A 13,265-nucleotide genomic window follows, 5' to 3' on the forward strand; every position below is an offset into this window, starting at 1 on the left:
TTTATGCTTTTTCCAAAGCCTGTTTCAAGTCATCAAGCAAATCATCGACATTTTCCAGACCGACGGAAATGCGGATCGTGCCGCTGGTGATGCCGGCCGCTTTGAGCGCTTCGTCATTCAGCTGCTGATGTGTCGTCGAAGCCGGATGTACGAGGAGTGACTTGGAATCGCCTACATTGGCCAGATCGGAGAAAATCTGTGCAGCGTCGATGAAACGGCGGGCTGCTTCCCGGCCGCCCTGGAGTTCGAAGGAGAAAATTGAGCCCGTGCCCTTCGGGAAGTATTTCTGAGCCAGCTTATAGTACGGCGAGCTCGGCAGGGACGGATAATTTACTTTCGTAACCTTCGGATGGTTTTCCAGGAAATCGGCTACTTTCTGGGCATTGGAGACGTGGCGTTCAATGCGCAGGGACAGGGATTCGAGACCCTGGATGAGCAGCCATGCGTTGAACGGGCTGAGCGATGCGCCGAGATCGCGGAGGTATTTGGCACGGACGCGGGTTACAAAGCTGGCACCGGGTACGTCTTTGACGAAGCTGAGACCGCCGTACGATTCATCCGGTTTTACCAGGTCTTCGAACCGGCCGGAGCCTTCCCAGTCAAAATCGCCTTTTTCTACGATGAGGCCACCCAATGTCGTGCCGTGACCGCCGATGAATTTGGTAGCCGAATGGAGAACGATGTCGGCGCCGTGTTCGAAGGGGCGGAAGAGGAACGGCGTAGCAAAGGTGTTATCTACGAGGACAGGGATGCCGTTTTTATGGGCGATTTCAGCAATGGCTTCGAAATCAGGAATGTTGATAGCCGGATTGCCCAGGCTTTCCAGATAGATGGCTTTCGTCTTGTCCGTAATCAGTGCAGCAAAGGACTGGGGATCATCGGGGTCGGCGTATTTGACGGTAATGCCGAGATGTTTGAATGTATCGGTGAACAATTCGATGGTGCCGCCATACAGCGTCGGAGCAGCGATGATTTCATCACCGGCGCCGGCGAGGTTGATGAGGGAAAGGGAAATAGCAGCAGCGCCGGTAGCCGTAGCCAGGGCAGCCGTGCCGCCTTCCAGTGCGGCAATCCGTTTTTCCAGCACATCCCAGGTCGGATTGGCAAGGCGGGAATAAATGAAGCCCGGTTTCTTCAGGCCGAACTGGTCTTCGCCGTCCTGTGTATTTTCAAATACATAGCTTGTTGTCTGATAGATAGGAACGGCACGGGCGCCTGTTGCCGGATCGGGAACCTGACCTGCATGCTGCTGTAATGTTTCGAATTTGTAATTTGTGCTCATAGTGAATTCCTCCTGTGATGTAAAAATGTAATTTTTTTACTTGAAGGCGTGTTGTAATAAAAAAAGCTTCCGTCCCCTTGTAAGGGACGGAAGCACCGTGATACCACCCAATTTCACCTGACTCTCACAAGCCAGGCCTCTTCAGGTACGCAGACTGTAGTCTTGAATACCATAGCACGATAACGGGTGCAACCGGACGGTCTAATTATTCGACCAATCTGCTCTGAGGCCATCTTCCACGGAATTCCCTGCGCTCCCTTTCACCGGACGGAAGCTCTCTGTGCCATTTCCTTCCATGTACTCTTCTCTTCATTGCAACACTATCAAGTTGATGACGTAAGTCTACCATGGAAAACAGGATTTGTCAAACTCTTTTTCAGAGAAATTTTTAAAATATTAGAATTTAGTTCCAATTAGATGAATGCCAATAAAGGCCGTATATGTATATATTATATAAGAGAAAAGGGAAATAAAAAAATAATAAAAATATCATTCTATAGAAATGCAAAAAAAACGGGGACAGCTCATGGCAAGTCATCCCCAGTTTTTTGATTGTATAATTATTCAAACTCTTCGTCGCCGTCGTTGATGTAGAATTCTAAAATATCCGGACGGGAATAGTGGCCGGTGGCATCGAATTCCATGCGGCTCATGGGAACTTTGTCCATGTCGAGGTCGGCATAGATAATCGCTTCTTTGTTCCAGACCGGTTCCGTCACGTAATGGCCATAGGGGTCGATGATGCAGCTGCCGCCAATGCACGTTTCATCTTTCAGGCGGCTGATTTCTTCCTGTTCCAGAAGGGTAGAGGGATACATGTCTTTAGTGAAATACTGATCGACGTTGAACACGTAGCAGTGCCCTTCGATAGCAATGTGCTTGATCGTATCCTGCCATTCGGGGTTGTCGTTGGTATTGGGAGCCAGATAGAGGGCCACTCCTTTTTCATACAAGGCGACGCGGGCCAGGGGCATGTAGTTTTCCCAGCAGATCAGGCTTCCCATGCGGCCCCATTCCGTATCGACCATGGGAAAGTACGTTTCCGGTACATGGGAGTCGGCCCAGATATAGCGTTCGGCGCCGGTCGGTTTTATCTTGCGATGCAGGGAAACCAGTTCTCCTTCAGGCGAGAAAATCAGATTGCTGCAGTATAAGGAGCAATTGATGGGATCCCGTTCAGTAACGCCGATGCTGACGTAGGCGTGGGCTTTTTTGGCAGCGGCGGCAATGCTGATCGTATCATCGGGGACGACGACAGCGTTGTCATAATAGACTTTCCAGTCCTTGCGGCCGTCTTCATTACGGCTGCCAACGGTAAAGCCAAAGGTCAGCCCGTAGGGATAGCAGGGGATGAGCGATTCCGGGAAAACGATGAGCTCGGCTCCGTTCTGACCGGCTTCCATGATCTGGCGCACGACTTTGTCGATCGTAGCCTTTTTGTCGAATAAGACCGGTGAAGCCTGGACAATGGCAGCCCGCAGCTGCTTTTTCAGATTTTTCATGGATAGATTCCTCCGTTCATAGTGAATTGGTATAGTTTATTATATCATAGATTAGCAGATACGCTCAAAGGAGAATCTATGATATACTAGAAGCCGTGAGGTGAAATGAATCATGAACAATCCCTTTGAAAATATAACGATATTAGATTTTACACATGTCTACTCCGGTCCGTACTGCACCATGCTCTTTGCCGACCTGGGGGCCAGAGTCATTAAAGTAGAGCGGCCGGGAAGTGGCGACGACACGAGGCATTACCTGCCATTTAAAAATAATGAAAGCGGGTATTTCGCCTATCTGAACCGCAATAAAGAGAGTATCACCCTGGATTTGAAATCGCCGGAAGGGAAAGAGATAGCCCTCGGGCTGATGAAGCAGAGCGATATCGTCATAGAAAACTTTTCTGCCGGTACGATGGAGAAATTGGGTCTTTCCTATGAAGAAGCCCGGAAGGTCCACCCTGACATCATCTATGCGTCCATCTCCGGATTCGGCCAGACCGGCCCCCTCTGTCATAAAGCGGCCTATGACAATATCGCCCAGGCTATGAGCGGCCTGCTGCGGGTCACGGGATATCCGGACCAGCCGCCGGTCAAAGTAGGGGTATCTATTGCCGATGCCAACGCAGGCATTCACGCGGCGTTCTGCCTGATGGCTGCCCTGTACTATCATGAGCATACGGGAAAAGGCCAGTATATCGACATTTCTATGATGGAAACGACCATGTCCGTGCTGGAAAACTTCGTCATTCAGTATACGCTGAACGGCGTCGTGCCCGAACGGATGGGCAATGAACATTCGGCCTCGGCGCCCTTTGATGTCTATGTGACGAAAGACGACTATGTCGCCGTGGCGACGGCCAGCAACCGCCTGTTCAGCCGCATGCAGGACGCCATGGGCATGGATATCATGTCGGACCCGCGGTTTGCCGAAAATACGCTGCGCCGCAAGAACTATGTCGAGCTGAAGCCCATCATTGGGGCGTGGATGAAAGAGCATACGACGGCAGACATCGTTTCTTTGTTTGATCAGGCGGGAGTACCGGTGGCACCGCTCCTGCGCATCGATGAACTGGTACATCACCCGCAGATACGGCAGCGCGGCATGATGGAAACGCAGCATCATCCCATCATCGGTGATTTTGAAATGCCGGGATTTCCCGCTCACTTTTCAGAAATACAGACTCCGGTCCGCAAAGCGGCACCGCTCCTCGGCGCCGATACGGATGACGTCCTGGCGGTCATGCTCGGCTTTAGCAAGGAAAAAATACAGGAGTTGAAAGACCGGGACATCGTCTAGAAAGAAAGGAATTATATACAATTGGGCAGCATAAAAGTACAAAAATTAGAAAAATCGTTTGGCGTACGGAATATTTTCCACGACGTATCCTTTGAACTGCGCCGGGGAGAACGGCTGGGCCTGATCGGGGCCAATGGTGCGGGCAAATCGACACTCCTGAAATGTCTCATCGGAGAAGAAGAGTATGATGGAGGAACGTTTGTCCTTTCCGAAGGAGAATCGGTAGGATACCTGCAGCAGGACATCACCTATGATGATGACATAACGCTCAGGGACACGATGACAGAGGCTTGGCAGGATGTCCTCCGTCTGGAAGGCCAGTTAAAAGATGTAGAGAAACAGATGCAGAGCCAGCCGGATAATATGGAACTGATGAACCGTTATGCCCATATGCAGGAACGGTTCGAATGGCTGGGAGGATTCGAATATGAATCGATGAGCCGTAAGATCATTCAGGGACTGGGCTTTGGAGAAGCGGATATGGACCGGCCCGTACAGAGCTTTTCCGGTGGACAGAAGACGCGTATCAATCTGGCAAAGGCACTGGTGCGGCGTCCGGACTATCTCTTCCTGGACGAACCGACGAACCATCTCGACATGGATATGCTCGAATGGCTGGAAGGATACCTCTTATCCTATGGCGGGGGCATTCTCATCGTATCCCATGACCGGTATTTCCTCGACCGGGTCGCTACGGGGATTTTGGAACTGAGCCATGGGACAATCACCAAGTACAAAGGAAATTATACGCGGTATGTAGAACAAAGCCGTGCCCGTCGCAAAGCACTGGAAAATGCCTACCGGAAGCAGCAGGAACACATTCACGAAACGGAAGAGTATATCCGCAAATACAAAGCCGGAATCAAGGCCAAACAGGCCAGGGGGCGTCAGTCCCAGCTGGACCGGCTGGAACGGATTGAACTGGCACCGGAAGAAGCGACACTGCATTTTCATTTTGCCCCGGCGGAAGGCAGCGGGGAAAAAGTGCTGGTCCTCGACAATGTCTGTGGCGGTTATGGTGACAGACAGCTTTTCGATCACCTGAGCCTGCTCCTGCGCCGCGGTGAGTCGGCATCCCTCATCGGCCCCAATGGGACGGGCAAGACGACGCTGCTGCGGATGATTATGGGAGAAAAAGAACCGGACAGCGGTCATATCACACTGGGGAGCCGGGTCCGTATCGGCTATTTTGCCCAGGAACATACGGAACTGCACGGGGCATGGAGTGTACTGGAAGAAATCATGAATGCCTTCAGCTACAGCGAAGATGAAGCACGCAATGTCCTGGGGCGGTTCCTGTTCACCGGCGACGATGTATTTAAAACAATCGATAGTCTGAGCGGTGGCGAACAGGCACGTCTGGCCTTATTGAAGCTGTTTCTCGAAGGCCCGAATTTCCTCATTCTCGACGAACCGACGAACCATCTGGACATTCCGACACGGGAAATCCTGGAACAGGCCCTGCTTGATTTCGGCGGTACCTATCTGGTCGTATCCCATGACCGCTATTTCCTCGATAAGATTACCGGGCGGACGCTGGTTCTGGAACACAAGAAGCTGAAGGAATTCCTGGGCAATTACACCTATTACCGGGAAAAAGAACGGGAAGCGGCGGAACTGCAGGCACAGGAGGCAGCAGAACAGGGAACTGGAAAAACGGAAGAAAAACAAGAAGAAAAACGGCCGTCTTCCCAGACAGCGGCACAACCGGTCAAAGCGGTTGATACACCAGCCGTGAAAAAAGCGCCGTCCTATGGGACGGCACGCAAGCTGGAACAGATAGAAATGAAGATTGCCGAACTGGAAGCGACCGTCAAAATGTATGAATTCCAGCTGAACCAGCCGGAAAATCAGACGGACCCTGATAAGGCGATGGAACTGACAGAACTCTATGAATGTACGCAGCAGAAGTTGGACGAAGCTTATGACACCTGGGCGGAACTATCAGAAAAAGAATAAAGATGGCTCCTTTTCCTTGCAGTCAGCACCAATGTAATATATACTAACCAGTAGAGTGACATCGTGTTGACAAATACAAAGCAGGGAGTTATGTAGATGAACGAAAAAATTTTGCTGATCAATGATATACCGGGGTATGGAAAAGTAGCACTGGCAGCGATGATGCCCATTCTGGCCCATATGAAATACGATGTGTATAATCTGCCGACGGCCGTCGTATCCAATACGCTGGATTATGGGAAGTTCGATATCCTGGAAACGACGGAATACATGAAAAAGGCGCTGCAGGTCTGGGATGAACTGGGCTTTTCCTTCGATGCCGTTACGACGGGGTTTATCGTATCCCAGGAACAGGCAGACATTGTGACTCGCTTCTGCCAGGAACAATCCTGCCGGGGTGTGCGCATTTTTGTTGATCCCATCATGGGCGATGAAGGACATTTGTATAATGGCGTGGAAACAGAAACGGTAGAGCGGATGCGTAATCTGTGCCGTGTTGCCGATTACATCATGCCCAATTATACAGAAGCCGCCTATCTGGCCGGCATGGACTGCAGAGAAGGCGACCTGGACGAAACGGAAACACGGCAGCTCGTCGATGCGCTCCGCGCCATCTGTCCTCATTCCATCCTTATTACCAGCGTGCGGACCGGGGGAACCTATGTCGTGCTGGGGTATGATCATGAGCGGAATACCTATTTCCAGCTGCCGTACAATCTGATCCCCGTCCGCTTCCCGGGCACGGGCGATGCTTTTTCAGCTATCCTGACAGGACAGGTGCTGCGTGGACATGCGTTGGAAACAGCGGCCCTTCTTTCCATGGAGAGTGTGCGAAATCTTATCGCCGCCAATATGGGAGTACAGGATATTTACAAAGGAATCCCCATCGAACAATGCCTGAATCTCGTCGAAGAAGTACAGACCGATTGACATGGAAAAGAGCGCTGCAGCCGGAGGGCAGCAGTGCTTTTTTATGGATAATGGCAGGTATATGAATCATATCAGATAGGAGAGATTGCGATGTATACGATACAAATCAAGCGGATATATGATCAGCCGGAATCGGCCGATGGCACACGGATTCTCGTAGACCGGCTCTGGCCCAGGGGAATCTCAAAGGAACGGGCCCATCTGGACCGATGGGCCAAGGAAATCGCCCCGTCGCCGGAACTTAGGAAATGGTATGGCCATGATGCGGCGTTGTATGAAGAATTTTCAAAGCGCTATGTGGCAGAACTTGACATGAATGAGGCAGGTGCTTCATTTCTGGAGGACTGTCGTGCCTATCTGCAGCGGGGAAATGTGACCCTCGTATATGCGGCAAAAGACACGGCACACAGTCATGCCCTGGTCCTGCAGCATTGGCTGCTTCAGGCCCTGCCATAACGACAGGACAGAGACATAGAAAGAAAGGATGGATGTATTTTCATGAATGAAACAAAAACTTCGGTATTATCCAATGGACTTTTATGGTTTGGCGCCGGTATTTCTATTGCCGAAATTCTGACGGGGATGCTTCTGGCACCGTTGGGGTTCGGCAAGGGGCTTCTGGCCATTATCATCGGCCACGTCATCGGCGGTGCTGTCATGTTCGGCGCCGGCGTGATCGGCGGCCGGACCGGCAGGAGCGCCATGGAAACGGTGCAGATTTCTTTTGGACGCCAGGGCGCAAAACTGTTTGCCGGGCTGAACGTCATCCAGCTCATCGGCTGGACTGCCGTCATGATTGCCAGTGCTGCCGTAGCGGCCAATACGATTGCGGCTATCGGTACGGCCTTCTGGAGCGTCATCATAGCAGCTCTCATCGCGCTGTGGATCGTGCTGGGACTGAAAAATCTGGGACGCATCAATGTCATCGTCATAGCGGCCCTGCTGATCCTCACGCTGGTCCTGAGCGCTGTCATTTTCGGTGGTGGTGCATCTTTCCAGGCGGATGGCACGATGACTATGGGGGAAGCCATCGAACTGACCGTAGCTATGCCCCTTTCCTGGCTGCCCATTATTTCTGATTATACCCGTACGGCAGAAAAGCCCATCAAGGCGACGGCCGCCAGCTGTGGCGCCTACTTTATAGCGAGTACCTGGATGTTTGTCATCGGCATGGGGGCAGCTCTGTACACGGGACAAGACGACATTGCCGCCATTATGCTCCAGGCAGGGATGGGGCTGATCGGCATCCTGATCATCCTCCTGTCCACTGTGACGACGACCTTCCTCGATGCCTTTTCCGCCGGTGTCAGCGGCCGCAGCCTGATCCCCCAGGTTTCCGATACGGTCCTGGCCCTTATCGCCTGTGCCGGCGGTATGGTCCTGGCCATTGCTGTCGATGCCAGCCGGTTTGAAGATTTCCTCTATCTCATCGGATCAGTCTTTGCGCCCATGACGGCTATCCTCCTTTCGGATTACTTTATCCTGCGGCAGGACCATAGCAGTCAGAATGTCTGCTGGATTAATCTGATTCTCTGGGTAGCGGGCTTTGCCCTGTACCGGGCACTCCTCGATGTGCAGACGCCGTGGGGGATTACTTTCCCGGTCATCGTACTGGTCATGCTGGCCAGTGCCATCATTCATAAACTGTTGCCGGCCAGAGCGTAAGGGCCGTGCCATAGCGCTCCGTCGCCGGATAAGCGAAACGGGCCGGTATACCATGGATAAACGTATTCATGGTATACCGGCCCGTTTTTTATAGCTGCCATGATTGCCGGAATGATAGGAAAAGGGCCTGGCACCTAGTGGCGTCAGGCCCTGGACAAAGGGGGGTTATTGGATATCAATCGTGCCTGATTGTTCCTGCGTCTGGGGGTTGAGTTTCGGCAGGCCGATTTTCAGGACACCATTGCGGAAAGCTGCTTTAATGCCGGATTTGTCAATATTGTGGATGACAAACTGGCGCTGGAACGCTGTATTCATCCGTTCTCTGCATACATAACTCGTCTGATGCTGTGCATCATGCTGGTCTTCTTTATGCTGGGCGGCAATAGTCAGGACATCGTTGTCATAGGTGACGCTGATGTCTTCTTTATTGACACCGGGCAGATCCGTCGTCACAATATAAGCGGTACCCGTGTCTTCAATATCGCATTTCGGCATGCTCATCTGCGGTATACGGGAGAAAAAGCCGTCATTAAAGAAATCATCAAATACACTCGGAATAGAAAAATCATTGTTTAATACTGGAAATAAGTCTCTCATAATAATACCCTCTTTCGTAATTGGTAATGCCTGAGATCATTATTTACAGGTCTGTGCATTGCTTCTGTTCTTTTGACCTTTCCTTGTAATCTTCTTACTTCCGATTACACTTGTATTATACGTCTTGTTAGCCACCATGTCAATAGAGTGCTAAGAAAAATTATTATTTTTTAAAAAATATCCCTGAAGCCCCCGTTGTGGGAACTTTTCAGGGATATCTTGCATCGTGTCAACTTTTGGCATGGCTGGCAGACCAGATGGTCGTATGACCGGGCAGTGAGATATGATCCGGCATCTGGCCGTACAGGGCATAATAGCGGCTGGCCAGAGCCGTATCGTGATTCTGGTCGATGATGATCAGCTTCGGATTATTCTGCATGAGACTGTCGATGGGAGCCATGGGCATGACGTTTTTGGCATTCCAGTCCAGCTTTCCCGGCTGTAATTTCTCCAATTCACCGGAAGGTACGGCCCGGTATATCGTTTTGCCGCTATAAAACACGGCACTGGTGCTGTATCCTTTGTAAAAGCAGATAGCCGTGTTGCTGGTGTCCATCTGGGCCAGAGTCTGACCGATGGTCTTGCCGGATTGGTGCAGCATGATGGGCGGAGCCACCGTAAATGCGAGAATCGTATACAGGACCCCGCCGGCCAGTGCGATTTTCCGGACAGGCAGATGCCAGTGCTGCAGCATGCCGGCACTCAGGATGGCGAGAGAAAATAGGGCGGGATAGGTATAGGTCGTGTATTTCGTGGCGATAAGAGTAAAGAAGATGAATGTTACGGCAGCATACAGGGCGAGCAGCAGCGCACAGGGATCACTGCCTGCAAAGGGCATACGGCGTTCTTTCCTGTATTTCCAGAGAGCCCAGGGCCAGGTAAAACTCCAGGGGGCAAAACCGGAAAAAAAGATGATGATATAGAAATACCAGACGTTTTTGCTGCCGTGTTCCGGAACGGTTGCCCGGAGAAAATTGTGGACACCGAAGAAGTTCAGGAGAAAATCCGATCCATGAACCTTGTACATGAAGCCGTACCAGAGACCGGTGATGACGAAGAAAAGGACCATGCCGCTCAGCAGATGGACGTGGAGCAGTTCTTTCAGGTCATGGCGCAGGATGAGAAATATCAGGGCAGCCAGTGCCGGCAGGGCCAGTCCTATGGGACCTTTGGTCAGTACTGCCAGGGCGGCCATGACATAGGCGGCCCAGTACCAGCGGCGGTTTTCCCTATAGCCGAGGTAGAAGAAGGCCAGGCAGGCACTCATGAAGAGGAATAACGTCGCATCGGTGATGACTGCCTTGGAGAGAAGCCAGCATTCGACGCTGGTCATGAGGATGATAGCGGCAGAAAAGGCAAGAGACCGGCCGTATACCCGGGCGGTGAACCAGTATGTGAACAGTACACCTGCAGTCCCCATCAGCGCCGACGGAAGTCGTGCCGCAAATTCTGTAAAACCAAATACGGAAAAGGAAAGGGCCAGTTCCCAGTAATAGAAAATAGGCTTATCATACCAGTAATGGCCGTATATCTGAGGCGATAGCCAGTCGCCGGAGAGGACCATTTCCTTTGCCGTCAGGGCGTAATTCGATTCGGCGGAATCGGTAATCGCCAGAAACGAATTGGCCGCCAGAAACAGGACGAGCGCGCAGATGCTGAGAACTACATAGGGATGCCGTTCGATGTACTTCATACCATAACCTTCTTTCTGCAAGATAGGTTTATGGTACCAGAGAAATGTTATAAAAAGCGTAAGGACATTTAAAGAAAATATAAGAAGTGTTAAATAAAAATTAAACAGAAAAAACGGTCATTGCAACCGGGGCGGACGGATAGTAAGATAGAACGGGAGGGATGATTGTGACTATAAAAAAACGCCTGATCCTATCGCATATACTCGTCTTCGTCGTACCCATACTCATGACGGCCATCCTGTTTCTGATGGCTGCCGGCGGACTCTGGCTTTTTACGCAGAGTGGAAACCACGTCTACGTCGAAAGTTCCACCCAGTTTAACCGGGCCAGCGATGTGGTCCATCATTTCGTGTTCCGGGCCCTGCGCAGCAGCGGTGATGATCCGGAACATTATAAATGGATCATTGAAATGCTGTCGCCGGAACAGAGTTACGTCGTACTGGAAAAAGACGGCGGCCGTATTTACGAATACGGCAATGGCCAGCTTGCCGGCATGATGGAAGACATTCCCCGTGATATCCGGGAACGTCCGTTTTTCAGCCAGAAGCGGGATACATACGTCCATGCCGATACGGGGCAGTTTTATTATATGGAAAAACAATATATCAATGATTCGCTGTATCATTTGTATTTTGTCAGCCGGCAGATGCCTCATGGTACGGATGATGCCGTGGAACATGCTACCCAGGGAACGCTCTTTGCCATCTTTCTCGCCTTTTTCCTGCTCCTGGCCGGGACCATTTTCTTCCTGACGCGGTTTGTACTGCGCTATATTTTGCAGGCGCTCCGGCTGCTTCAGAACGGATCGGATCAGGTGCGGCAGGGAAATCTCACCTGCCGCCTGACCTACAACCATATGGATGAAGTAGCGCCCGTCGTCGATACCTTCAATATCATGACGGAAGAACTGGAACGGTCGCTGCAGGAACGGACGCGGCAGGAAGAAAACAGAAAGGAACTCATCGCCAGCATGTCCCACGACATCCGCACGCCCCTCACGGCTATCCGTGCCTATATTGAAGGGCTGGCTGACAACGTGGCCAATACGCCGGAACGGCGCAGACACTATATTGAGGTCATCCAGAAAAAGACAGAAGATATGAGCCGCATGATTGACCAGCTGTTCCTCTTTTCTAAAATGGATCTGGGAGAAAAAGCATTGCCTCTACAGTCACTAGAGCTAAATGAAGTAATTTCTGATATAATAGAAGAAAATAAAGAAGGCTGGCAGTGTCATCAGGCTCTGGTAGTGTGGCAGCGTTCCCCAGAGAAACTGCCTGTGATCGGAAGCCGGGAAGTATGGCAGCGCATCATGACGAATCTGGTGGCCAATAGTATAAAATATAAAACAGAAGAAGATGTACATATCCGTATCCGCGCATGGAGGCAGGATAACACGGTCTGCCTGGAAGTCGCCGATGATGGGCCGGGTGTGCCGGAAGAAGCGCTGACGCGCCTGGCAGAGCCGTTTTACCGGACGGATAAGGCGCGGAGCCGTACTGGTGATGGCAGCGGCCTGGGCCTTTCTATAGTCGCAAGGGGGATGCAGCTCATGGGCGGGACCGTCATTTTTCTGCCGGTCCATCCTCATGGCTTATGTGTACATATGGAACTGCCTGCCGGGGGAGATGCTCTATGAATGAACGTATTTTAATAATAGAAGATGATCAGGATATTGCCTTTATTGAAAAAGATTACCTGGAAATGAGCGGATATACCGTCGTCATTGCCTCTGACGGGCTGGCCGGGCTGAACGAAGCGCTGAGTGGTACGTACCAGCTGGTACTTCTCGATGTCATGCTGCCCGGCATGGACGGGTTTGAAGTCTGCCGCCGCCTGCGGGACAAGGTTGATATCCCTATTATGATCGTCACGGCCAAGCGGGAAGATATCGACAAAATCCGGGGACTCGGCTTCGGTGCCGACGACTACGTGGAAAAGCCTTTTTCACCGAGCGTCCTCGTGGCCCGGGTCAAATCCCAGCTGGCCCAGTACCAGCGCCTGAAAGGGTCATCGCTCAGGAAAAAATCGCGCATTACTCTGGGAAATATTTCCCTCGACCCTGATACACACCGGGTATTTGTGGGAAATAAGGAAAAAGTCCTGCCCAATAAAGAATTCCAGGTATTGGAATTTCTTATGGTCAATGCCGATATGGTATTCAGCAAGGAAACGATTTATGACAAGATATGGGGCATGGATTCCCTGGGCAATACGGCCACGGTGCCGGTCCATATCAACCGCCTCCGGGAAGCCATCGAAAAAGATCCCAATAAGCCGTGCCATCTGCTCACCATATGGGGCGTAGGGTATAAGTTTAAGCCATAACAGGCACGGAA

General features: G+C 51.4%; 11 protein-coding genes and 1 other annotated feature. Of the genes, 7 read left to right on the forward strand and 4 right to left on the reverse strand.

Translation table 11 applies throughout. The features are described from left to right. Position 1 precedes the first annotated feature (1 nt). Positions 2-1,282: an O-acetylhomoserine aminocarboxypropyltransferase/cysteine synthase family protein gene (locus tag ACGTIC_RS03165; RefSeq protein WP_059077001.1), complete on the reverse strand. Its 1,281-nt coding sequence runs from the start codon at positions 1,280-1,282 to the stop codon at positions 2-4. Between the two features lie 79 nt (positions 1,283-1,361). After that, positions 1,362-1,604, reverse strand: a binding site (T-box leader). 238 nt (positions 1,605-1,842) lie between these two features. Then, the gene (locus tag ACGTIC_RS03170; RefSeq protein WP_059077000.1) at positions 1,843-2,784 is read right to left on the reverse strand and encodes a carbon-nitrogen hydrolase family protein; all 942 of its coding nucleotides are present in this window, start codon (positions 2,782-2,784) and stop codon (positions 1,843-1,845) included. Positions 2,785-2,896: 112 nt separating this feature from the next. On the opposite strand from ACGTIC_RS03170, the gene ACGTIC_RS03175 reads away from it, so the two are divergent. From ACGTIC_RS03175 to cytX, 5 genes are all read left to right on the forward strand, one after another. Next, positions 2,897-4,081 carry a CaiB/BaiF CoA-transferase family protein gene (locus tag ACGTIC_RS03175; protein ID WP_113855354.1) on the forward strand — a complete coding sequence of 395 codons (1,185 nt, stop codon included), beginning with the start codon at positions 2,897-2,899 and terminating at the stop codon, positions 4,079-4,081. Between the two features lie 21 nt (positions 4,082-4,102). Next, positions 4,103-6,040 carry an ABC-F family ATP-binding cassette domain-containing protein gene (locus ACGTIC_RS03180; protein WP_113855355.1) on the forward strand — a complete coding sequence of 646 codons (1,938 nt, stop codon included), beginning with the start codon at positions 4,103-4,105 and terminating at the stop codon, positions 6,038-6,040. 96 nt (positions 6,041-6,136) lie between these two features. Then, entirely contained in the window at positions 6,137-6,970 is an 834-nt protein-coding gene (locus tag ACGTIC_RS03185) for a pyridoxamine kinase (RefSeq protein ID WP_113855356.1), read from the forward strand. Between the two features lie 90 nt (positions 6,971-7,060). Next, entirely contained in the window at positions 7,061-7,426 is a 366-nt protein-coding gene (locus ACGTIC_RS03190) for a DUF488 domain-containing protein (protein WP_075581887.1), read from the forward strand. Positions 7,427-7,468: 42 nt separating this feature from the next. Beyond that, a complete protein-coding gene (cytX, locus tag ACGTIC_RS03195; RefSeq protein WP_113855357.1) occupies positions 7,469-8,635 on the forward strand; it encodes a putative hydroxymethylpyrimidine transporter CytX in 1,167 nt (388 codons plus the stop codon). A gap of 165 nt (positions 8,636-8,800) precedes the next feature. On the opposite strand, the gene ACGTIC_RS03200 is transcribed toward cytX, so the two are convergent. Further along, complete coding sequence (locus tag ACGTIC_RS03200; protein ID WP_113855358.1) at positions 8,801-9,232, reverse strand: Hsp20/alpha crystallin family protein; 432 nt, start codon at positions 9,230-9,232, stop codon at positions 8,801-8,803. Between the two features lie 229 nt (positions 9,233-9,461). Beyond that, positions 9,462-10,925, reverse strand: a complete 1,464-nt coding sequence (locus ACGTIC_RS03205) for a glycosyltransferase family 39 protein (protein ID WP_113855359.1) — start codon at positions 10,923-10,925, stop codon at positions 9,462-9,464. Positions 10,926-11,092: 167 nt separating this feature from the next. Here ACGTIC_RS03205 and ACGTIC_RS03210 point away from each other — a divergent pair, with 167 nt between their 5' ends. Beyond that, on the forward strand, positions 11,093-12,565 hold the full coding sequence (locus ACGTIC_RS03210) for a cell wall metabolism sensor histidine kinase WalK (protein WP_059076992.1): 1,473 nt from the start codon (positions 11,093-11,095) through the stop codon (positions 12,563-12,565). Beyond that, on the forward strand, positions 12,562-13,254 hold the full coding sequence (locus ACGTIC_RS03215) for a response regulator transcription factor (RefSeq protein WP_059076991.1): 693 nt from the start codon (positions 12,562-12,564) through the stop codon (positions 13,252-13,254). Before ACGTIC_RS03210 ends, ACGTIC_RS03215 begins: the two co-directional genes overlap by 4 nt. Positions 13,255-13,265: the final 11 nt, after the last annotated feature.

It is taken from the genome of Megasphaera hexanoica (genome assembly GCF_043520715.1).
GTDB lineage: Bacteria > Bacillota > Negativicutes > Veillonellales > Megasphaeraceae > Megasphaera > Megasphaera hexanoica.

Excerpts from the sequence above, each read along its gene's own strand:
- ACGTIC_RS03175 (WP_113855354.1), top strand. The coding sequence starts at position 2,897 with ATGAACAATCCCTTTGAAAATATAACGATATTAGATTTTACACATGTC.
- cytX (WP_113855357.1), top strand. The coding sequence starts at position 7,469 with ATGAATGAAACAAAAACTTCGGTATTATCCAATGGACTTTTATGGTTT.
- ACGTIC_RS03170 (WP_059077000.1), bottom strand. The coding sequence starts at position 2,784 with ATGAAAAATCTGAAAAAGCAGCTGCGGGCTGCCATTGTCCAGGCTTCA.
- ACGTIC_RS03165 (WP_059077001.1), bottom strand. The coding sequence starts at position 1,282 with ATGAGCACAAATTACAAATTCGAAACATTACAGCAGCATGCAGGTCAG.
- ACGTIC_RS03200 (WP_113855358.1), bottom strand. The coding sequence starts at position 9,232 with ATGAGAGACTTATTTCCAGTATTAAACAATGATTTTTCTATTCCGAGT.
- ACGTIC_RS03185 (WP_113855356.1), top strand. The coding sequence starts at position 6,137 with ATGAACGAAAAAATTTTGCTGATCAATGATATACCGGGGTATGGAAAA.
- ACGTIC_RS03205 (WP_113855359.1), bottom strand. The coding sequence starts at position 10,925 with ATGAAGTACATCGAACGGCATCCCTATGTAGTTCTCAGCATCTGCGCG.
- ACGTIC_RS03190 (WP_075581887.1), top strand. The coding sequence starts at position 7,061 with ATGTATACGATACAAATCAAGCGGATATATGATCAGCCGGAATCGGCC.
- ACGTIC_RS03215 (WP_059076991.1), top strand. The coding sequence starts at position 12,562 with ATGAATGAACGTATTTTAATAATAGAAGATGATCAGGATATTGCCTTT.